20 protein-coding genes and 1 pseudogene are annotated in these 19,728 nt (G+C 72.6%); 11 read left to right on the plus strand and 10 right to left on the minus strand.

The genetic code is table 11. The features are described from left to right. Positions 1-102: 102 nt before the first annotated feature. On the minus strand, positions 103-693 hold the full coding sequence (locus E4099_RS07950) for a peptidoglycan recognition protein family protein (RefSeq protein ID WP_135338246.1): 591 nt from the start codon (positions 691-693) through the stop codon (positions 103-105). 225 nt (positions 694-918) lie between these two features. On the opposite strand from E4099_RS07950, the gene E4099_RS07955 reads away from it, so the two are divergent. The 3 genes from E4099_RS07955 (at position 919) to E4099_RS07965 (ending at position 3,265) form a co-directional block, all read left to right on the plus strand. Then, complete coding sequence (locus E4099_RS07955) at positions 919-1,830, plus strand: glutaminase (protein ID WP_135338247.1); 912 nt, start codon at positions 919-921, stop codon at positions 1,828-1,830. A 95-nt stretch (positions 1,831-1,925) separates the two neighbouring features. Then, entirely contained in the window at positions 1,926-2,147 is a 222-nt protein-coding gene (locus E4099_RS07960) for a hypothetical protein (RefSeq protein ID WP_135338248.1), read from the plus strand. A 92-nt stretch (positions 2,148-2,239) separates the two neighbouring features. Then, positions 2,240-3,265, plus strand: a complete 1,026-nt coding sequence (locus E4099_RS07965) for a helix-turn-helix domain-containing protein (protein WP_135338249.1) — start codon at positions 2,240-2,242, stop codon at positions 3,263-3,265. On the opposite strand, the gene E4099_RS07970 is transcribed toward E4099_RS07965, so the two are convergent. Next, positions 3,187-3,597, minus strand: a complete 411-nt coding sequence (locus E4099_RS07970) for a VOC family protein (protein ID WP_135338250.1) — start codon at positions 3,595-3,597, stop codon at positions 3,187-3,189. The two genes, E4099_RS07965 and E4099_RS07970, sit on opposite strands and share 79 nt — an antisense overlap. A 191-nt stretch (positions 3,598-3,788) precedes the next feature. Beyond that, positions 3,789-4,742: a beta-ketoacyl-ACP synthase III gene (locus E4099_RS07975; protein ID WP_135338251.1), complete on the minus strand. Its 954-nt coding sequence runs from the start codon at positions 4,740-4,742 to the stop codon at positions 3,789-3,791. Between the two features lie 334 nt (positions 4,743-5,076). Here E4099_RS07975 and E4099_RS07980 point away from each other — a divergent pair, with 334 nt between their 5' ends. The 4 genes from E4099_RS07980 (at position 5,077) to E4099_RS07995 (ending at position 8,583) form a co-directional block, all read left to right on the plus strand. Further along, positions 5,077-5,421: an STAS domain-containing protein gene (locus E4099_RS07980; protein ID WP_135338252.1), complete on the plus strand. Its 345-nt coding sequence runs from the start codon at positions 5,077-5,079 to the stop codon at positions 5,419-5,421. Between the two features lie 214 nt (positions 5,422-5,635). Further along, positions 5,636-6,037, plus strand: coding sequence for an STAS domain-containing protein (locus E4099_RS07985; protein WP_245244665.1), 402 nt, complete (start codon positions 5,636-5,638; stop codon positions 6,035-6,037). 735 nt (positions 6,038-6,772) lie between these two features. Then, a complete protein-coding gene (locus tag E4099_RS07990; protein ID WP_135338253.1) occupies positions 6,773-7,771 on the plus strand; it encodes a LysR family transcriptional regulator in 999 nt (332 codons plus the stop codon). 305 nt (positions 7,772-8,076) lie between these two features. Continuing rightward, a complete protein-coding gene (locus E4099_RS07995; protein ID WP_135338254.1) occupies positions 8,077-8,583 on the plus strand; it encodes a pyridoxamine 5'-phosphate oxidase family protein in 507 nt (168 codons plus the stop codon). Here the strand turns inward: E4099_RS07995 and E4099_RS08000 are convergent. Then, positions 8,562-10,016: an MFS transporter gene (locus E4099_RS08000; protein ID WP_135338255.1), complete on the minus strand. Its 1,455-nt coding sequence runs from the start codon at positions 10,014-10,016 to the stop codon at positions 8,562-8,564. The genes E4099_RS07995 and E4099_RS08000 overlap by 22 nt on opposite strands. A 143-nt stretch (positions 10,017-10,159) precedes the next feature. On the opposite strand from E4099_RS08000, the gene E4099_RS08005 reads away from it, so the two are divergent. Next, positions 10,160-11,152: an AsnC family transcriptional regulator gene (locus tag E4099_RS08005; RefSeq protein ID WP_135338256.1), complete on the plus strand. Its 993-nt coding sequence runs from the start codon at positions 10,160-10,162 to the stop codon at positions 11,150-11,152. Between the two features lie 156 nt (positions 11,153-11,308). Here E4099_RS08005 and sodN read toward each other — a convergent pair whose 3' ends face one another. Continuing rightward, complete coding sequence (sodN, locus tag E4099_RS08010) at positions 11,309-11,704, minus strand: superoxide dismutase, Ni (protein ID WP_135338257.1); 396 nt, start codon at positions 11,702-11,704, stop codon at positions 11,309-11,311. A gap of 139 nt (positions 11,705-11,843) precedes the next feature. On the opposite strand from sodN, the pseudogene sodX reads away from it, so the two are divergent. After that, positions 11,844-12,152, plus strand: a pseudogene (gene sodX / locus E4099_RS34055) (nickel-type superoxide dismutase maturation protease); the annotation flags it as partial. A 53-nt stretch (positions 12,153-12,205) separates the two neighbouring features. Here the strand turns inward: sodX and E4099_RS34060 are convergent. The 4 genes from E4099_RS34060 to E4099_RS08035 all read right to left on the minus strand — a co-directional run bounded on the left by E4099_RS34060 (position 12,206) and on the right by E4099_RS08035 (position 15,693). Then, positions 12,206-12,859, minus strand: coding sequence for a CGNR zinc finger domain-containing protein (locus tag E4099_RS34060; protein ID WP_135338259.1), 654 nt, complete (start codon positions 12,857-12,859; stop codon positions 12,206-12,208). 161 nt (positions 12,860-13,020) lie between these two features. After that, entirely contained in the window at positions 13,021-13,773 is a 753-nt protein-coding gene (locus E4099_RS08025) for an amino acid ABC transporter ATP-binding protein (RefSeq protein WP_135338273.1), read from the minus strand. A gap of 5 nt (positions 13,774-13,778) precedes the next feature. Then, positions 13,779-14,708: an amino acid ABC transporter permease gene (locus tag E4099_RS08030; RefSeq protein WP_135338260.1), complete on the minus strand. Its 930-nt coding sequence runs from the start codon at positions 14,706-14,708 to the stop codon at positions 13,779-13,781. A gap of 37 nt (positions 14,709-14,745) precedes the next feature. Beyond that, complete coding sequence (locus tag E4099_RS08035; RefSeq protein WP_135338261.1) at positions 14,746-15,693, minus strand: ABC transporter substrate-binding protein; 948 nt, start codon at positions 15,691-15,693, stop codon at positions 14,746-14,748. A gap of 508 nt (positions 15,694-16,201) precedes the next feature. Between E4099_RS08035 and E4099_RS08040 the strand changes: the two genes are divergently transcribed. Together E4099_RS08040 and E4099_RS08045 are read left to right on the plus strand one after the other, a co-directional pair. Further along, a complete protein-coding gene (locus E4099_RS08040) occupies positions 16,202-17,413 on the plus strand; it encodes an NAD(P)-dependent malic enzyme (protein WP_135338262.1) in 1,212 nt (403 codons plus the stop codon). Between the two features lie 489 nt (positions 17,414-17,902). Further along, on the plus strand, positions 17,903-18,865 hold the full coding sequence (locus E4099_RS08045; protein WP_135338263.1) for a zinc-binding dehydrogenase: 963 nt from the start codon (positions 17,903-17,905) through the stop codon (positions 18,863-18,865). A gap of 53 nt (positions 18,866-18,918) precedes the next feature. Here E4099_RS08045 and E4099_RS08050 read toward each other — a convergent pair whose 3' ends face one another. Then, positions 18,919-19,638, minus strand: coding sequence for an antibiotic biosynthesis monooxygenase (locus E4099_RS08050; protein WP_135338264.1), 720 nt, complete (start codon positions 19,636-19,638; stop codon positions 18,919-18,921). Positions 19,639-19,728: the final 90 nt, after the last annotated feature.

Here is a 19,728-nt window from a genome sequence, read left to right on the forward strand (position 1 = left end):
GGGCGGCTCACCCGCCCATTGTCGGCCGCCGGCGGGGGTGTGGTCGCCCGCGCCCGGCGGCAGGGGGCTGGTCGGGGGTGAGCCGTTCGAGGCCGGCGGGGGCTACTTCAGCTGTTCGGCGATCCGCGAGCGCAGCCAGTCCATGGAGAAGCCGCGCGGATCTATCTTGCCCGGTTGCCACTCCAGGTGTCCGATGACCGACCGCTCGGTCCAGCCGTGGCGGCGGCAGACCGCCGCCGCGGCCTTCGCGATCGCCGCCAGTTGGGCGGGCGGCCAGGGATCCTGGCCGTCGCCCAGGTTCTCGCACTCGAATCCGTAGAAGTGGCGGTTCCCGTCGGTGTCCGCGGCGTTGTCGGGCGGCAGGGCCTTCTCGGCGATGACCGCGCGCAGCACGTCGGCGTCGCCGGATCCCGCGTGGTTGGCCCGACCGTAGCCGACCAGGTGCACGGTGCCGTCCTTGGCGATCACGCCATGGCACAGGGGTCCGGGGAGCGCCGGGTATCCGTCGCGGCAGAGCTGGACCGTCTCCTCGGTGCCCGAGGTCACGGTGTGGTGGATCATCACCCCGTGCACCGGCCCCCAGGGGCCCTTGCGGTCCCGGTTGTGGGTCTTCCAGTCGCCGACTTCCACCACGCGCAGGCCCTCGTTCCGCAGCGCGTTGAGGAAGCCGGCCGCGGACATGGGTGGGGCCATGGCCGCCTCCGTTCCGTGTCGGTGACGGACGCCGGTCGCGTACCGCCGTGTCCCTATCACCGCTTGTACCGGCAGATGGGCCACCTGACCAGTTTGTTCGGATTCCAACAGCGGGCTGTTCGGTTATCGTGCGAGCTGATCCGGCCGTGCGGGCCCGGCGGTCGGCGCGGAGCGCGCGGAGGGCGCGGCGGACATGGGACCGGTGATGCTCGGGAGAGGGCGGAGATGGACTATCAGGCGGTGCTCGACCAGGTCGCGGCCGAGGTGGCCCCGCATGTCGGACGGGGGCAGGTGGCCTCGTACATCCCGGCGCTGGCCGCGGTGGACGCCGGGCGGTTCGGGATGGCGCTCGCGGACGTGGACGGCACGGTCACCGGGATAGGCGACTGGCAGACACCGTTTTCCATACAGAGCATCTCCAAGGCGTTCGCGCTGGCCCTGGTGCTGGCCCAGGACGGGGAGAGCCTGTGGCGGCGGGTGGGCCGCGAGCCGTCCGGCAACCCGTTCAACTCCCTGGTCCAGCTGGAGTACGAGAACGGCATCCCGCGCAATCCCTTCATCAACGCGGGCGCGCTGGTGGTCACCGACCGGCTCCAGTCGCTCACCGGCGACGCCAGCACCACCATGCTGGACTTCGTACGCGCCCAGAGCGGCAACCCGGAGATCTCCTTCGACCCGGCGGTCGCCTCCTCCGAGTCCGAGCACGGCGACCGGAACGCGGCGCTGGCCTACTTCATGGCCGCCTACGGCAACCTCGACAACCCCGTCCCCACCGTGCTGGAGCACTACTTCTGGCAGTGCTCGATCGAGATGAGCTGCCGCGACCTGGCCACCGCCGGCGCCTTCCTGGCCCGCCACGGGCTGGGCGCGGACGGCTCCCGGCTGCTGTCCGCGCGCGAGGCCAAGCGGATCAACGCGGTGATGCTCACCTGCGGCACCTACGACGCGGCGGGCGACTTCGCGTACCGGGTCGGGCTGCCCGGCAAGAGCGGCGTGGGCGGCGGCATCGTCGCGGTGATCCCCGGCCGCTGCACGCTGGCGGTGTGGAGCCCGGGCCTGGACGCGCACGGCAACTCGGTGGCCGGGGTGGCGGCCCTGGACGCCTTCACCACCCTGACCGGCTGGTCGGTCTTCTGAGCGCCTTGGCTCCAAGGGCGCGGTCGGCGGTGGCCCCGGCGCGGGTGGCGGGGCGGCCTCGGGTGGGCGCATGGTGGAAAGGGAGGTGTACCGCCATGCAGCACGAGATGCGCGCGGAGTACGAGGAGGGCAGCTCGGGTCGGGTGGCGGGCGCGCCGGTGATGATCTGGCACATGGTGCGCGGCGCGGGTACGGCCGCGCTGTGCGGACGTGAACTGGCCGCCGACGCGGAGACCCTGCCCGCCGAGGAGTGGGGCGCCGCCGAGGAGACCCGCTGCCACTCCTGCGACGCGGTCTACCTGCGCGAGGTCCCCTGAGCACACGGCCCTGCCCCGGGCGGCCGGGGCAGGGCCGCTCCGGAGGGAGTCCCGGCGCTCCGGTGCGGACCGGGAGCTGGGAAGCTGGGGGCATGTACCGGGAACGGGCCGCTCGACCGGCCGGAGCGGTGCTGTGGACCCGTACCGCGGGCCCCGGCCCGGAGCGGATCCTCCCCGACGGCTGCACCGATCTGATCTGGTGCGACACCGGGTCGGCGGGTGAACTGATCGTCGCCGGTCCGGACACCGTCGCCCAGCTCGCCCAGGTGCCCTCGGGCACCCGCTGCACCGGGCTGCGCTTCGCCCCCGGCACCGGCCCCGCCGTCTTCGGCGTACCCGCGCATGAACTGCGCGATCTACGGGTGCCGCTGGACGCGCTGTGGCCGGCCGCGGAGGTGCGGCGGATCATCGGCGCGCTGGAGCGGTGGTCCGAGGGCGGGAGCCCGGGCAACGCGGCCGGGAGCCCGGGCAGCGCGGCCGGGAGCCCGGGCAGCGCGGCCGGGAGCCCGGGCAGCGCGGCCGGGAGCCCGGGCAGCGCGGCCGGGAGCCCGGGCAGCGCGGCCGGGAGCCCGGGCGAGGGGGCCGGCAGCCCGGGCGAGGGGTACGGGTCCGTGAGCCCGCGACAGGGCAGCGCGGCCGGCGGCTCTCGGCTGACGCCCGGCGGTGTGCTGGAGGCGGCGGCGCTGGCCCGGCTGCGGGCGGCACCGCCGGTCGACCCCCTGATCCCCCGGGTCGTGGCGGCCCTGCGCGGGGGCGACCGGGTGGCGGCCATCGCCGCCCGGGCCGGGCTGAGCGAACGGCAGCTGCACCGGCGGTCGCTGGCGGCGTTCGGCTACGGGCCGAAGACCCTGGGCCGGGTGGTGCGGTTGAACCGGGCCCTGGACGAGGTACGGGCCGGGGTCCCGTACGCGCAGGTGGCGGCGGCCACCGGCTACGCGGACCAGGCGCACCTGGCCCGCGAGGTGCGGGCGCTGACCGGAGTGCCGCTGAGCACGCTCATCGACCGGCCCCGGCGGCCCGCCCGGCGAGGGGCCGAGTCTCAGGAGTCCGCCGCCTCCGGGGTGAGCGGCGCGAACAGGTCCACCGCGTTGCCGTCCGGGTCGCGGAGTTGCGCGTAGCGCTGCCCCCAGGACGCGTCCCAGGGCTCCTTGGCGCCCTCGGCTCCGGCGGCCACCATCTCCGTGTAGACCGTGTCCACCTCGGTGGGGCTGTCGCAGGCGAAGGCCAGGCCGGTACGGCCCGCACCGGTGCCCGGCGTCCAGTCGGGGTCGAAGGAGCGGACGGTCTTCTCGGTGTCCCACATCAGCCGCAGCCCGCCGGGCAGGGTGGCCTCGACATGGGGCTGGTTCGCGGCGTCGGCCGGGATGTCCAGGCCGAGCCGCCGGTAGAAGTCGAGCGAGGCGGCCAGATCGGCGGTGATCAGTCCGATGGCGTCGAATCGTGCGGTCATGGGGTCAGCGTAGGCAGCCGCCCGGCCCGCGGTCTTGAACGAATCGGACGCCGGGCAGGCGGTGCGCCGACGCAGGCCCAAAGGCGCGGATCAAGGGCTCGGCCCGGCGAGGGACGCCGACGGTCCGGGCACGCTGGGACGCCCGGCCCGGCGCGGGACACCGAGGTCTGAGCCAGGCCCGGGTGCTGCCCCTACGGGCAGCGGATGACCTGGCCCGCATAGGACAGATTGCCGCCGAAGCCGAAGAGCAGCGTCGGGGCGCCGGATTCCACCTCGCCGCGCTCCACCAGCTTGGACAGCGCGAGCGGCACGCTGGCCGCCGAGGTGTTCCCGGAGTCCACCACATCCCGGGCGATCACCGCGTTGACCGCGCCGAGCTTGCGGGCCACCGGCTCGATGATGCGCAGATTCGCCTGGTGCAGCACGACCGCCCCGAGGTCCTCGGGCCGTACCCCGGCCTTCTCGCAGACCTGCCGGGCGATCGGCGGCAGCTGGGTGGTGGCCCAGCGGTAGACGGCCTGGCCTTCCTGGGCGAACCGCGGCGGGGTGCCCTCGATGCGGACGGCGTGGCTCATCTCCGGCATCGAGCCCCAGACCACCGGCCCGATGCCCGGTGCCTCGCCGGCTGCCGGGCGGTCGGCCACCACCACCGCGGCGCCCGCGCCGTCGCCGAGCAGCACGCAGCTGGAGCGGTCGGTCCAGTCGGCGGCCATGGTGAACTTGTCGGCCCCGATGACCAGCGCCGCGCCCGCGGCCTTGGCCCGTATGGTGTGGTCCGCGGTGGCCAGGGCGTGGGTGAAGCCGGCGCACACCACGTTCAGGTCCATCACCGCGGGGCAGGACAGTCCCAGCCGGGCCGCGACCCGGGCGGCCATGTTGGGGCTGCGGTCGATCGCGGTGGAGGTGGCCACGATCACCAGGTCGATGCTGGCGGCGGGCAGACCGCTGTGCGCCAGCGCCTTGGCGGCCGCGGCGGCGGCCATCTCGTCCACCGTCTCGTCCGGCCGGGCGACGTGCCGGGTGCGGATGCCGACCCGGCTGCGGATCCACTCGTCGCTGGTGTCCACCATGCTCGCGAGGTCCTCGTTGCTGAGGACATGGGCGGGCTGGTAGTGGCCGACGGCCACCACGCGCGCTCCGGTCATCGGGCGGTCCCCCTTCGAGGTGTCGGCGCACCCCCTGGTTCGGTTCGTCCCAGTCTTGGGGGCGCACCGGGCGGTACGGGGGGCGGGATCCGCCAACGTTGCACCCGAAGATCTGGAGCTTTCACCGTTTGCCAGACATCCGCGCACAGGACTCAGTCGCAGGACGACACGGCTCCCGAACTGATTACTCAGAGTGATGAAATCTGGGACGCGAGTGCATTACCTGCAAGTAACGCCTAGCGCTTGGGCATGTCTTCTTGACAGAGTGTGACTGACAGGCCGAGTGAGTGGGTATGCCATCCGAGGAAGGCAAGCCCCGAGCGGGGGGTGCGACATGGTCGACGAACGGCCCGTCATCGGTCTCCGGGAGCGGAGGCTGGGCGGGATCACACTGGTGGAGATCGCGGGAGAGTTGGACATACTCGCCGCCGAGCAGGTCCGGTACCGGCTGGACGCGGTAGCGCGCGCCGGACGTCCGGACGTGGTGCTCGATCTGCGGCGGGTCACCTTCGTGGACTGCGCGGGGTTGTCGGTGCTGTGCCGGCTGCGCAACCGCGTGCTGGCACGTGACGGACGGCTGCGACTGGTCATCGACGACCCCCGGCTGCACCGGCTGCTGCGCCTGGCGCGGCTGGCCGATGCGTTCGAGGTGCTCGACGACCTGGCGTCGGCCGCCTGAGCGCTCGCCCGTCCACACGTCAATGGGGCGGGGCGGGGATTCATTCCATTGAGGGCATTACCCCTGGTGCGAATGGTTTCTGCACCTCGGGCGGCCCTTCCGGGTCCCTACCCTCGCCTCCACGTCACCCGGCTCCGGTGCGCCAAGGCCAGGGGGTGCCGACGGCGGCACGCCCCGCCCATCGGAGTCGCAGCGGACGGGGGAGAAGGACAGCGTGTTCCAGGACGAGAACGCGTGGCCGCAGGCCGCGCCCATGTCGTACGCCCGGACCTACCGCACCGGCGGGTGCACCGTGGTGGAGGTCCACGGCGAGGTGGACATCAGCAGTGCCGTGCGGATCGGTCCGCCGCTGGACACGGCGACCGGGGGCGGCGCCCCCTCGGTGGTGATCGACCTGACCCCGGCCACCTTCCTCGACTGCTCGGGGCTCTCCCTGCTGTGCCGTGCGCACCGCCGGATGCGGGAGCGGGGCGGCCTGCTGCGGTTGGTGTGCGCCAACCGCGCGGTGCTGCGCACCCTGCGCGCCGGCGGGGTGGCCGAGTTGCTGGACCCGCTGCCCACCATGGCCGCGGCGCTGGCCCCGGCCCTGGTCGCGGCGGGCGCGGCCGAGAGCTGAGGCGCCGGCGGTACCGAGGGCCGGTGCCCGAGGGCCGGGTTCGCGCGGCCGGGAGCTGCCCGGTGCCGCCCCACGGACGCTCTGCTTCCGGCGGTTCCGGCGGTGCCGGCATACCGGGCGCCGGGGTGCGCCGGGCGCCGAGTCGCGGGCGGCGGCGGGTGGTTGGAGCCGACCCCGGTGCCGGAGGGCTACACCGGCACCGGGGTCGGTGGCTGAAGTGCCGCCACGCCCGCTCGGTGCAGCGGGTGCGGCGGCGGGCTGACCGGCCGTATCGGTCCGTCCGGTCAGCCCCGGTCGGGACGACCGGGGCAGGTGGCGGGGCGGGGCCGCCGTTCTCGCCCGCCCACGGGCCGGCCCCGTCGGCGCCATCGGCGACGGGGGCGGTCACCGTGCCCGGGGGCGCGGCGACTTCGGCGCGGACAGGACCGCGGTCGGGCCCGCCGCCGGCCCGTGACCGGGTGCGGCGACGTCCACCGACGCGCGGAGCCTTGTGTGGGGGGCTCCCTCATCATCCGTGGGGCTCCTGGACCGCCGGTGGAGAAGTGGGGGGTGCGGTCCAGGAGCCTTGGGATGAACTATCGGTGACGCCGAGTCTTCGGGAATCCGGCCGTGGTGCCGAGATGCCAGGGGGCGATAACCCGGTCCTATCACCCTGCGGGGGAGGGTCGTTGATGCCAGTTTGGCCCCTCTTTGCGTCCCTGGTGTGAGGTGTTCAGGCGCCGCTATGCTCCCCGCGTGGAGCTTGAAGTCAGGCACCTTCGGGCGTTGTGCGCCATCGCTGACACCGGCAGCGTGCGCAAGGCGGCACGGTTGCTGGGCATGACCCAACCCTCCCTGACCACCCAACTCCAGCGGATCGAGAACGCCATCGGCGGCGAACTCTTCACCCGCGAGCGCACCGGCAGCCGGGTCACTCCGCTGGGGCGCTCGGTGCTCGGCCGGGCCCGGCCCATCGTGGCCGAGATGAACGCCCTGATCGAGGAGGCCAGATCGGCCGCCGGCCGGGCCACCGGATCCCGGCTGTGGATCGGCAGCACCAACAGCCGCGCGGTGCCCGGTTGGCTGCGCCGACTGCGCGCCCGCTTCCCGGACGTGGACACCACCATCCGCACCGACGCGTCCCCCAACTCACTGCTCCAGATGATCGCCGACCATCAACTGGACGTGGCCTTCGTACACGAGGTCGCCGGTGCCCCGCTACGCATTCCGGAGGGGGTGGAGCTACGCGTCCTGGTACCGCGCGAGCCGCAGTTCGTGGTGCTCCCGGATGTCCACCCGGCCGCCCGGCTGCCGGTGGTCCGGCTCGTCGACCTCGCCCACGACCAGTGGATGGTGGACCCGTCCGTGGACGGCGAGCTGACCGGCCTGCGCCGGGTCCTCGCCGCCGCCGGGATCAACCCCCGGATGGTCTACGGCGACTACATGACCGCCGCCGACCTGGTGGCCGCGGGCGAGGTGGTGAGCCCCTGCCAGCCCACCGCCCGGGCCCGCCCGGGCACCGCGGTACGTCCGCTGGAGGGCGACCCGCTCACCGTGCGGTTGATGGTGGCCTGCCGGGCGGGCGCCGCCGCGCCGCCGGGGATCGAGGCGGTCTTCGGCGACCTGGCCGCCGCCTACCGGGAGGTGGCCTGGTCGTGCACCGCCTACCGGGCCTGGCTGGTGCGCCAGGACCCCCCGCTGCCGCCGTTCCAGCTCCCCGAGCGGTTACCGGTGCCGGTGCCGGTCCCGCAGTGACGTCACGCCGTCGGCGCGGTCCCGCAGGGGTCACACCACTGCCGCACGCGCCCCGGGCGGTCCCGCGCCCCGTGCGCACCCAGTGTCGCGCCCCGGTCCGTACCCCTCGCGGGCCCGTGCGCGGCCCCGCGCGCCCCGGCCCCGCCGGGCCCGCCGGGCCCGGCGGGCGTACGCACCCGAACCGCGCCCACCCGGGTCGGCCGCGGCCCCTCAGGGGTGTCCGACGGGCCCCGGCGGCCTCGCAATCCACGGCCGGCCCTCGGACACCCCCTAGGCTGCCCAGCACCTGGGAAGGGAGAGGCGAGATGCCCCGCAAGGAACCGGCCACCCGACTGGACCCCCGGTACAGCGCCCCGGAGGCCACCCCCACCACCTGGGCCGAAGCCCGCGAGCAGTTGGAGACCGCAGAGCTGTACTGGCTCTCCACGGTCCGCCCGGACGGACGCCCGCACGTCACCCCGCTGCTCGCGGTCTGGCTGGACGAAGCGCTGCACTTCTGCACCGGCGCCGGAGAACGCAAGGCCCGCAACCTGGCGGCCAACCCCAACTGCGTGCTGACCACCGGGGTCAACGTCCTCGACCGCGGGCTCGACCTGGTGGTCGAGGGCCCGGCGCTGCCGGTCACCGAGGAGACCCCGCTGCGCCGGGTGGCCGCAGCGTACGAGGCGAAGTACGGCAGCGAGTGGCACTTCGACGTCCGGGACGGGGCCTTCGCGGGGCAGGGCGGCCGGGCCCTGGTCTTCCAGGTCAGCCCGGCCACCGCGTTCGGCTTCCGCAAGGGCGCCTACGGTCAGACCCGCTGGCGGTTCTGACCGTCCGGAGCGGCGAGCGGCTCCGCGCCGGCGCCGGCCGGGCGGTCCTCGGCGGCCTGGTCCCCGTGCCCGGACGGCGTCCGCACCAGCAGCCACACCAGGACCGCGCCGGCCAGCCCGATCGCCCCGGACACCAGATAGGAGCGGTGCAGCGCGGCGGCCACGTCCGCGCCGGAAGCGCCGGCCATGCCGTGCGGCAGCCGGTTCGAGAACACCGTACCCAGCACCGCCACCCCGAGGGCGAAGCCCAGCTGCCGGGCGGTGTTGAGGGTGCCGCCGGCCATCCCGGCCCGTTCGGCCGGCACTGTGGCCATCGCCGCGGAGGACAGCGGCGGTAGCGCCAGACCGGCGCCCAGGCCGATCAGCAGCATGCCCGGGACCAGCACGGTCTCCTCGGAGCCGGCGCCCACCCGGGCCTGGAGCAGCCCGCCGACGCCGATGGCCAGCAGCCCCAGCGACACCGACCAGCGCGCCGGAACCCGCTGCCCGTACCGGCTCATGATCAGCGGGACGACGAAGGACACCAGGCTCATCGGCATGATCACCAGCCCGGTGGCGACCGGGCCGAGGCCGAGCACCTTCTGCATCCACAGCGAGGCGTACGGGAACATCGCCCAGGCGGCGATGGACAGCAGCGCACCGCCGGTGAGGAAGCCGACGAAGGCGCGGTGCCGGAACAGGCCCAGGTCCAGCATCGGCTCGGCGGTCCGCAGCTCGATGGCGACGAAGGCCGCCAGCGACACCGCGGCCCCCAGCAGCGGGCCCCAGACCGTCGGGTCGGACCAGTCCGCCTCGTTGGTGCGGATCAGGCCGAAGGTCAGGGCGGCGATGGCGAGCGTGAAGGTGGCCATACCGGGTATGTCCAGCCGCCGCTCACGCCCGGCGCCGGGGGCGACGGTGCGCCGGGTGATCAGCACCGCCAGGACGGCCACCGGCACGTTCACCGCGAACACCCACGGCCAGCCGAAGTGCTCGGTGAGCAGTCCGCCGAGGATCGGGCCGGAGGCGGCCGCCGCGCCGTTGATCGCGCCCCAGGCACCGAAGGCCACGGCCCGGTCGCGACCCTGGTAGGTGGTGCTGAGCAGGGCGATGGTGGTGGCGAACATCGCCGCCGCGCCCACTCCCTGGATCGCCCGGGCGGTGATCAGCAGCCCGGCGGACGGGGCCAGCGCACAGCCCAGCGAGGCGGCGGCGAACACCACCAGGCCGATCAGGTACACCCGGCGGTGGCCCAGGCGGTCGGCGGCGATGCCCGCGCCGAGCAGCAGCGCGGCCAGCGCCAGCGCGTAGACGTCCATCACCCACTGCAGGTCGGTGAAGGAGGCGTCCAGGTCGTTCGCCATCTCCGGCAGGGCGACATTGACGATGGTGACATCGACCAGGAGCATGAACGCACCCAGGCCGATCGCGGCCAAGGGCCACCACTTGCGCATCGGGAAACCCCTCTCAGGGCTGTTGTGGCGGGACAGGGTCAGACAAGGCCCCCACGGTGCGCCCATCGGGGCCGTCCGACACAGCCGGACCGGGGTTTGCGGCGGGATCTGCCGTCGGCCAGTCTGTGGCGGTGGAAAACTCCATGTGCGATGAGCTGGACCAGTGGATCGTGCAGGCCCTGCAGATCGACGGCCGAGCCTCCTTCAGCCGGATCGGCGAGGTGCTCGGGGTGTCCGCGCAGACCGTGGCCCGCCGGTACCGGCGGCTGCGCGGCGCACGGGTGCTGCGCGTGATCGGCAAGCCGTACCTCAACCTGATCGGGCAGGCCGCCTGGATGCTGCGGATCACCTGCGTGCCGGACGCCACCGAGCGGATCGCGGGGGTGCTGGCGGCCCGCCCGGACACCAACTGGGTGCAACTGTCCTCCGACGGCACCGAGATCGTCTGCGGACTGCGGGCCGCCCCCGACCAGAGCCAGGCACTGCTCGCCAAACTGCCGCGGACGCCCCGGGTGGTGGGCGTCACCGGGCACTGCGTGCTGCGCCGTTTCCGGGGCGGCCCGGCGCCGTGGACCGGCTGGACCCGGCCGCTCACCGAGGAGCAGCGTGCCGAACTGAGCCGGGGCCGGGCGGACGGTCCCTACGGTCCGTCCGCCCGCCGCTGCGAGGGCGGTGTGACCCGGCTGGACGAGGTGGACACCGCGCTGTTCGAGGTGCTGGCCGAGGACGGGCGGAGCACGGTGAGCGAGCTGGCCGCGCGCACCGGCCTGTCGGAGTCCGCCGCCCGCCGCCGGCTCCAGGAGCACACCGACTCCGGGCTGCTCTACTTCGAGGTCGACTTCGACGCCCGCGCGATCGGCATGCACACCCAGGCGCTGCTGTGGCTGAGCGTGCCGCCCGCCGCGCTGGCGTCCACCGGAGCCGCGCTGGCCACCCACCGCGAGGTGGCCTTCGCGGCTGCCACCAGCGGCCGGTACAGCATCGTGGTCGCGGTGGTGTGCCGGGACACGGACGGGCTCTACACCTATCTGAGTGAGGCGGCCGGGACCATCCCGGAGATCACCGGGGTCGAGACGGTGCTCGTCGACCGCACCGTCAAACGGCAGATCGGCCTGCCCGCGCCCTACGCCCGCTGACCACCGGTGCCCCTCGCGGTGGACCGCCTACCGCGCCACCCCGCGCCGGGTGCCGGACCGGCACGGCCGACCGGCCGGCAGGCCGGAAAAAGCCCGCACCCGGTCCACCGTCCCCGTGCGGGGGGTGGCCGGGTGCGGGCCGGGAGGGAAGCGGGCTCAGGCCTGCTTGGTCTCCCAGAAGATCTTGTCGATCTGGGCGATGTACTCCAGCGCCTTCTGGCCGGTGGCCGGGTCGGTGGACGCCTTGGCCGCGCTCAGCGCCTTCAGGGTGTCGTTGACCAGCTGGTGCAGCTCGGGGTACTTCTCGAAGTGCGGCGCCTTGAAGTAGTCGCTCCACAGCACCGAGATGTGGTGCTTGGCGAGCTCCGCGCGCTGCTCCTTGATGACGGTGGCCCGGGCCCGGAAGTGCGGGTCCTCGTTGGCCTGGTACTTCTCCTGGACTGCCTTGACCGACTCGGCCTCGATACGGGCCTGGGCCGGGTCGTAGACGCCGCAGGGAAGGTCGCAGTGGGCGCTGACCTTCACCTTGGGGGCGAACAGGCGGGAGAGCATAGAGCTGTCCTTCCTCGTGATCGTCTTCTCAGGTGCGAGATTACTCCGTGAGGGAAGGCTTTTCTCGGGCGCCCCGGGAGGCTTAGGCCAAAAGTCCAAGGCCGCCCGGGCTGATGGAGGATGGGACCGGAGGTGCCGGATGCAGGAGCAGGTGCGCGATCGCGAGGCGGATCGGGAGCGCAAGGGGCCCGGGCTGCGCGGGATCGGGCTCGCGGAGGTGCACGGCCCGTCGATGGTGCCCACACTGAGCGCCGGTGACCTGCTGGTCGTCCGGTACGGGGGTTCCGTGCGCCCGGGGGACGTGGTGGTGCTGCGGCACCCGTTCCGCCAGGACCTGCTGATCGTCAAGCGGGCGGTGGAGCGGCGCGACGGCGGCTGGTGGGTGCTCGGGGACAACCGGTACGTGGAGAACGACAGCCGGGAGTTCGGGGTGGTGCCGGACGAGCTGGTGGTGGCCCGGGCCTGGGCGCGGCTGCGTCCGCCGCCGGACCGGGGGCGCGGTCAGCGCTCGCCGGCCGCGCTGCTGGCCTGGGCGGCGTCCGCGGTCAGGCCGCTGCCGGGGCGCTCGACCCGCTCGGAACGCTCGGAACGCTCGGCGTACAGGCGCTTCCGGGCACGGTAGGCGGCGACGTTGGCGCGGGTGGCGCAGCGGTCGGAGCAGTAGCGCCGGGAGCGGTTGGTCGAGGTGTCCAGGTAGGCGTTGCGGCAGGGGTGGGCCTCGCAGACGCCGAGCCGGTCCACGCCGAGCTCGGTGAGCTGGAAGGCGAGGCCCATGCAGGCGGTCGCGGTGTAGCCGGCGCTGGCGTTGGCCGCGTGGTCGGCGATGTGCATGTGCCACTTCGGCCGGCCGTCCTCGTCCCGGAACTCGTGCCCGGAGATCTGCGGGCTCACCGGGAACTCCAGCAGCAGCGCGTTGAGCAGGTCCACCGCGCGTACCTCGTCCCCGTCCGCCGCGGCCTCGAAGACCGCGCGCAGCCGGCCGCGCACCGTCCGCAACCGGGTGACGTCCGCCTCGCCCGCCCGGCGTGCCGCCTGCTGCCCGGGTCCGAAGAGCTCCCGTACGGCCTCCACCGAGGTGAGGGTGTCGATGCCGCGCGCGGGCTCCTCGCTGTTGACCAGGCGCACGGCGTAGTCCGAGTAGTAGGCCAGTTCCACGGGTGGTCCTCACGGGGGCGGTCGGGGATCCGTAATGGATGCGTCAGGTACGAGCGTATTACCCGTGGGTCGCCCATGTGGGTCTCACCGCCCGGCGGCCCCGCCCGGGACGCACGCGGAGGCGGTACGGAGCCTGTCGGCCCGTACCGCCCCCGCGCCGGTCACAGCACCTTGGAGAGGAACGACTTGGTCCGCTCGTGCTGGGGGTTGGTCAGCACGTCGCGGGGGTGTCCGGACTCGACCACCACGCCGTCGTCCATGAAGACGACCGAGTCGCCGACCTCGCGGGCGAAGCCCATCTCATGGGTCACCACGACCATGGTCATGCCGTCCTCGGCCAGCCCGCGCATCACGTCGAGCACATCGCCGACCAGCTCCGGGTCGAGCGCCGAGGTGGGCTCGTCGAAGAGCATCAGCTTGGGCTCCATGGCCAGCGCCCGCGCGATGGCCACCCGCTGCTGCTGACCGCCGGAGAGCTGGGAGGGGTAGTTGCCGGCCTTGTCGCCCAGGCCCACCCGGTCCAGCAGCTTCAGCGCGCGCTCCCGGGCGACCGCCTTGCTCTCCCGCTTGACCTGGATCGGCGCCTCCATCACGTTCTCCACCGCGGTCATGTGCGGGAAGAGGTTGAAGCGCTGGAACACCATGCCGATGTCGCGGCGCTTGGCGGCGACCTCGCGGTCCTTGAGCTCGTAGAGCTTGTTGCCCTGCTGGCGGTAGCCCACCAGCTCGCCGTCCACGTAGAGCCGACCGGAGTTGATCTTCTCCAGGTGGTTGATGCAGCGCAGGAAGGTGGACTTCCCGGAACCGGACGGCCCGATCAGACAGAACACCTCGCGCGGCGCGACCTCCAGGTCGATGCCCTTGAGGACCTGCACGGCGCCATAGGACTTGTGGACGCGTTCGGCCTTCACCATGGCGGTCATGCGACACCTCCGGAGCGGTTGCTGAGCGAGAACAGGTTGGCGCGCAACCGCTGGAAGACGGTGGGCGGCAGGTTGCGGGTGGAACCGCGCGCGTAGTACCGCTCCAGGTAGTACTGGCCGACGCTGAGCACCGAGGTGAGGATCAGGTACCAGGCGGCCGCGAGGAACAGCATCTCGGCCGAGGCTCCGGTGTTGGACCCGATCTCCTGGGAGGCCTGGAGCAGGTCCCAGTACTGCACCGCGATCACCAGCGAGGTGGTCTTGAGCATGTTGATGAACTCGTTGCCGGTCGGCGGCACGATCACGCGCATCGCCTGCGGCAGCACCACCCGGCGCAGCGTCTTGGCGTGGCTCATGCCCAGCGCCTGCGCCGCCTCGGTCTGCCCCTCGTCGACGGCCTGGATGCCCGCCCGGCAGATCTCGGCCATGTACGCGGCCTCGTTCAGGCCGAGGCCGAGCAGGGCGGCCAGGAACGGGGTCATGAAGTCCGACCACTCGTCCTGGTAGATCGGGCCCAGGTTGATGTACTTGAAGATCAGCCCGAGGTTGAACCAGAGCAGCAGCTGGACATAGACCGGGGTGCCGCGGAAGAACCAGATGTAGCCCCAGGACACCGCCTGCGTCACCGGGTTCTTCGACAGCCTCATCACCGCGAGGATGATGCCGAGGACCACGCCCAGCACCATCGAGGCGATGGTGATCCACACGGTCTTGCCGACACCGCGGAGGATCTCGTCGTTGAAGAAGTTGTCGGGGATGGCTCCCCAGTTCACGTCGCCCCGGGCGAAGGCGTAGACCAGCATGGCCAGCAGGGCGAGGATGATGACGGCGGCGACCCAGCGGCCGTAGTGGCGGACCGGAATGGCCTTCAGCGTCTCCGGCCCGGTGGCTTTCGACCCCGGCTTGTCGATCTTTTCAACAGTCACGGATTGTGCCTTTCAGCGAGAGCACGGAACGGGCCGGTCACGCACCGGTGTTGATGTTGCCTTCCTTGACCGCGCCGTCCTCGACGCCCCACTTGGCGAGGATCTTCTGGTATTCACCGGTCCTGATGAGCCCGTCCAGTGCCGCCTTGAGCGCGTCGCGCAGCTGGGCCTGGTCCTTGGGTACCGCGATGCCGTACGGGGCGGCCTCCACCTGCTCGCCCACCAGCTCGAAGTCCTTGCCACCGCCGGAGGTGCGGGCCGCGAAGGCCGCCACCGGGAAGTCGCTGGAGCCGGCGTCGGCGCCACCGCCGCGCAGCCGGGTCTGGGCCTCGGTGTCGTTGGCGAAGGCCTCGATCTCGATCTTGCCCTTGGAGCCGCACTTCTTGGACTGGGCCTTGGCCAGGTCGTGCGAGACCGTGTGCCGCTGCACCACGATCTTCTTGCCGCACAGGTCGTCCCAGCCCTTGATGGACTGGTCCTCGCCCTTCCTGGTGTAGATCGAGACACCGGCGGTGAGGTAGTCGACGAAGTCGACGCCCTTGCCCACCTTCTTGCCGCTGTCCGGGTCGACACCGGTCTGGCGGCCCTTGTTGTCGGTCATGGCGGACATCGCGATGTCGTAGCGACGGGCCGCCAGGCCGCTGATCAGAGTGTCGAAGGTGCCGTTGTTGAACTCGACACGGACTCCCAGCTGCTTGCCGAGCGCCGTGGCGATGTCCGGGTCCAGACCCACTATCTTCCCGCTCTTCCGGTACTCGACCGGCGGGTAGTTGATGTCCGAACCAACCTTGATGACGCCTGCGGACTGGATGTGCTTTGGCAGCAAGTTGAAGTACGGGGCGCCGGACGGGCCGGTCGCGCCGGTGTTCTTGTCGCGCTGGTCGCCGCAGCCGGTGAGCAGTAGAGCTCCGGTGACCGCGATAGCGCCGACCGCGGCCATGCGTGACCTGGCCGCGGACGTGCGACGGGTGGTGCATGCGGTCATGCGGTTCCTCCTGCGGGTGAAGGGTGTCCCACTGGTTCGAGGCACGCACTTTCGAGTGTCGTCACCTCGTGTGATTTGGGCATCCTGCCATCAGGACGGCCCTGATCGGACCGGCTGTCATGTCAAAATCGGATAACGGGTGACCCCCGCGATGTGGTAGGCCGGAACGCCTGGCCAGGCCGTTGCGTGACGAAGCGGAACGAGATCTTCCGCACAGTGCCCTGTCTCAGTAAATGGACATTCGGCGGGCTTTTGCGTCAGTTGGTACGCGATGGCGCGATTGCTCCGCAGTGCTCCGGCGGAACTCACTCGTCCCGGAAGACCTCATCCGGTAGAACAGACCCTTACACCCCTCACCCGGGGCTCAGGGCGCGTGTGCGGCGCGCCCGGCGTCCGCTCCCGTGCGTGGCAGCTAACTGCCGTCCGGGAAAGCGAACGCGGTACCCGCCCGTTCCCCAACCAGGAGCGGTCAAACCCTCAGAAGAAATAAGACAAAGGGGTCATATCAGTGTCAGCGGAGATCGTTAATCCTCGCAGCGACAGCGATACGGACGGAGATCACGAGGAGCTCTTCGACCCGGCGTTCGCGCTGCACCGGGGCGGCAAGATGGCCGTGCAGGCCACCGTGCCGGTGCGCGACAAGGACGATCTGTCCCTCGCCTACACCCCGGGCGTCGCCAAGGTGTGCAGCGCCATCGCCGAGCAGCCCGAGCTGGTCCACGACTACACCTGGAAGTCCCAGGTCGTCGCGGTCGTCACGGACGGCAGCGCGGTGCTCGGGCTCGGCGACATCGGCCCGGAGGCCTCCCTGCCGGTGATGGAGGGCAAGGCCATCCTCTTCAAGCAGTTCGGCGGCGTGGACGCGGTGCCGATCGCCCTCGACTGCCGCGGCGTCGACGAGATCGTGGACACCGTCGTCCGCCTCGCACCCTCCTTCGGTGGCGTCAACCTGGAGGACATCTCCGCGCCCCGGTGCTTCGAGATCGAGCGCAAGCTCCAGGAGCGCGTGGACATCCCCGTCTTCCACGACGACCAGCACGGCACCGCGGTGGTCACCCTCGCCGCCCTGCGCAACGCCGCCAAGCTCACCGGCCGGTCGCTGGACTCGCTGCGCGCGGTGATCTCCGGCGCGGGCGCCGCCGGTGTGGCCATCACCAAGATCCTCATCGAGGCGGGCATCGGAGACGTCGCGGTCTGCGACCGCAAGGGCGTCGTCTCCCCGGACCGCGAGGACCTCACCCCGGTCAAGCGCGAGCTGGCCGGCTTTACCAACAAGGCGGGGCTCTCCGGCTCCCTGGAGAGCGCGTTGGACGGCGCCGACGTCTTCATCGGGGTCAGCGGCGGCACGGTCCCCGAGGCCGCGGTCGCCACGATGGCCCCCGGTGCCTTCATCTTCGCGATGGCCAACCCCACCCCGGAGATCCACCCGGACATCGCGCACAAGTACGCCGCCGTGGTCGCCACCGGCCGCAGCGACTACCCCAACCAGATCAACAACGTGCTCGCCTTCCCGGGTATCTTCGCGGGCGCCCTCCAGGTGCGGGCCGCCCGTATCACCGAGGGCATGAAGCTCGCCGCCGCCGAGGCGCTGGCCGCCGTGGTGGCCGACGAGTTGAGCGCGGACAAGGTCATCCCGTCCCCGTTCGACGAGCGGGTGGCCCCCGCGGTGACCGCGGCGGTCGCCGCGGCCGCCCGTGCGGAGGGCGTCGCCCGCCGCTGACCCGCACCCCGTCGAAGGCGGTACGGCCCGGTGCCGTACCGCCTTCGACGCTAGTGGGGTGTGTGACGGGCTCGGCGGCCTCGTCCACCGGGATCACGTCATCGGGGGGCCGCGGAGGTGCCCGGGGCCTGGCGGTTTCGCCCGCCGCGGCCACCCCAATCGGAGGGCCGCGAGGTGTCCCAGGGGGCCTGGCGGTCTCGCCGCCGCCACCCCCATCGGATGGCCGCGTAGGTGCGCGACGAGCCCCGGCGGTCTCGTCCAGCGCGGCCACCCCCGTCGGAGGGGCGCGGAGGTGTCCGAGGGGGCCTGACGGTCCCGTCCGCCGCGGCCACCCCAATCGGAGGGCCGCGGAGGTGCCCGGGGCCTGGCGGTTTCGCCCGCCGCGGCCACCCCTTCGGAGGGCCGCCGTCCGGGGGTGCCGGATGTCACAGCCGGACCGGCCGCCCCGCGGTCTGCCCGGAGCCAGGCGTGCTCACATAGGGTCAGCTCATGTTCGCTGCCTACGCCGCACGTATCGACCGTGACCAGCCGTTGAACGGCCTTGAACTGGGCGAGCGCCCCGCGCCCGAGGCCCGGGCCGGCTGGACGACCGTCACCGTCAAGGCCGCCTCGCTCAACCACCATGACCTCTGGTCGCTGCGCGGGGTGGGCCTGGGCGAGGAGTCGCTTCCGATGATCCTGGGCTGCGACGCGGCCGGGATCGACGAGCAGGGCAACGAGGTGGTCCTGCACTCCGTCATCGGGCAGACCGGGCACGGGGTCGGCCCGCACGAGCCCCGCTCCATCCTCACCGAGCGTTACCAGGGCACCTTCGCCGAGCAGGTCACCGTCCCCACCTGGAACCTGCTGCCCAAGCCCCGGCAGCTCAGCTTCGAGGAGGCGGCCTGCCTGCCCACCGCCTGGCTGACCGCCTACCGGATGCTCTTCACCAACGCCTCGGTGCGCCCCGGCGATTCGGTGCTGGTGCAGGGCGCCGGCGGCGGGGTGGCCACCGCGGCCATCGTGCTGGGCGCCGCCGCCGGTCTGCGGATCTTCGCCACCAGCCGGGACGAGGCCAAGCGCCGGCGGGCGGTGGAACTGGGCGCGGAGGCGGCGTTCGCACCGGGGGAGCGGCTGCCGCACCGGGTGGACGCGGTGATCGAGACGGTGGGCGCGGCCACCTGGTCGCATTCGGTCAAGGCGCTCCGGCCGGGCGGCACCCTGGTCATCTCCGGCGCCACCTCCGGCCCCAACCCCAAGGCCGCCGAGCTGAACCGGATCTTCTTCCTGGAGCTGAAGGTGGTCGGCTCGACCATGGGCACCAAGGAGGAGTTGGAGGACCTGCTGAGCTTCTGCGCGGCGCGCGGGGTGCGGCCGGTCGTCGACTCGGTGCTGCCCTTGGACCGGGCGCGCGAGGGCTTCGAGAAGATGGCCGGCGGCGACCTGTTCGGCAAGGTCGTCTTCACCGTCTGACCCTGCCGGCGTCGTGGCGGGGAGCCGGGCCCGCCCCCGGCGGGCCCGGCCGCTCAGCCCTGCGGGTGGAGGTGCAGCAGGAGCCGGTAGCGGGTGATCTCGGATCCCCGGAAGCCGGGGAAGTCCGCGACCCGCTGCCAGTCGGCCGGCCCGGAGTGGGCCGCCATGGCCTGGTCGTACGCCTCCTCGCTGGTCCACTCGGCGTAGTTGAACACCCGGTCCGCGGCCGAGCTCAGGTGCCGGGCGCCGTCCACCAGCAGGTGGAAGTGGGCGCCCAGCAGCTCGCGGTGGTTCTCCCGGTCGGCGGTGAGCGTGTCGACCACGGTGTCCACCCACTCGGTGCGCCGGTGCGCCGCCGCCGGGTCGAAGCGCCCGTCCACCGTGACGATCAGCCCTGGCGCCCGCACGGCCCGCCGGTCCGGGTCGGGGACATGGCTGCGGTACAGCCGGTACTGGGACAGCCCCAGCCGCTTGATCCCGGGTACCGCCTGGTCGATGGAGTCGTTCCGCTCCTGCCGGTGGCTCGCGAAGAAGGCGAAGTAGTCCGCCGCCTCGCGCCACTGGGAGTAGTGCATCAGGGTGTCACCATCGTCGGCGGCGTAGACGCCGTAGGAGACGAGGTTCGCATCCGGCCAGGGGCGGCCGCGCCAGGTGGCCTCGATGGCCTGGGCCGCCGCCTGCTGGCGTTCGGGGGTGCCGACGCTCCAGGTGCTGAACAGCGGCGCGCCGACGCCGGGTTCGGCTGGGTCGGGGTGGCCGGGCGTGCTGGGCATGGTGCCTCCTCGGTCGCGGCGGCCGGTCCGGGAAGGGCCGGCGACCACGATCGTGAAACCTCACCTTGGGTTGAAGTCAACCGCCGCCCC

The organism is Streptomyces palmae, from assembly GCF_004684805.1.
Taxonomy (GTDB): Bacteria; Actinomycetota; Actinomycetes; order Streptomycetales; family Streptomycetaceae; genus Streptomyces; species Streptomyces palmae.

Bases quoted from the DNA above. Each gene is read 5' to 3' on its own strand.
- E4099_RS07950 (WP_135338246.1), bottom strand. From the start codon at position 693: ATGGCCCCACCCATGTCCGCGGCCGGCTTCCTCAACGCGCTGCGGAAC.
- E4099_RS07955 (WP_135338247.1), top strand. From the start codon at position 919: ATGGACTATCAGGCGGTGCTCGACCAGGTCGCGGCCGAGGTGGCCCCG.
- E4099_RS07960 (WP_135338248.1), top strand. From the start codon at position 1,926: ATGCAGCACGAGATGCGCGCGGAGTACGAGGAGGGCAGCTCGGGTCGG.
- E4099_RS07965 (WP_135338249.1), top strand. From the start codon at position 2,240: ATGTACCGGGAACGGGCCGCTCGACCGGCCGGAGCGGTGCTGTGGACC.
- E4099_RS07970 (WP_135338250.1), bottom strand. From the start codon at position 3,597: ATGACCGCACGATTCGACGCCATCGGACTGATCACCGCCGATCTGGCC.
- E4099_RS07975 (WP_135338251.1), bottom strand. From the start codon at position 4,742: ATGACCGGAGCGCGCGTGGTGGCCGTCGGCCACTACCAGCCCGCCCAT.
- E4099_RS07980 (WP_135338252.1), top strand. From the start codon at position 5,077: ATGGTCGACGAACGGCCCGTCATCGGTCTCCGGGAGCGGAGGCTGGGC.
- E4099_RS07995 (WP_135338254.1), top strand. From the start codon at position 8,077: ATGCCCCGCAAGGAACCGGCCACCCGACTGGACCCCCGGTACAGCGCC.
- E4099_RS08000 (WP_135338255.1), bottom strand. From the start codon at position 10,016: ATGCGCAAGTGGTGGCCCTTGGCCGCGATCGGCCTGGGTGCGTTCATG.
- E4099_RS08005 (WP_135338256.1), top strand. From the start codon at position 10,160: ATGTGCGATGAGCTGGACCAGTGGATCGTGCAGGCCCTGCAGATCGAC.
- sodN (WP_135338257.1), bottom strand. From the start codon at position 11,704: ATGCTCTCCCGCCTGTTCGCCCCCAAGGTGAAGGTCAGCGCCCACTGC.
- E4099_RS08025 (WP_135338273.1), bottom strand. From the start codon at position 13,773: ATGGTGAAGGCCGAACGCGTCCACAAGTCCTATGGCGCCGTGCAGGTC.
- E4099_RS08035 (WP_135338261.1), bottom strand. From the start codon at position 15,693: ATGACCGCATGCACCACCCGTCGCACGTCCGCGGCCAGGTCACGCATG.
- E4099_RS08045 (WP_135338263.1), top strand. From the start codon at position 17,903: ATGTTCGCTGCCTACGCCGCACGTATCGACCGTGACCAGCCGTTGAAC.
- E4099_RS08050 (WP_135338264.1), bottom strand. From the start codon at position 19,638: ATGCCCAGCACGCCCGGCCACCCCGACCCAGCCGAACCCGGCGTCGGC.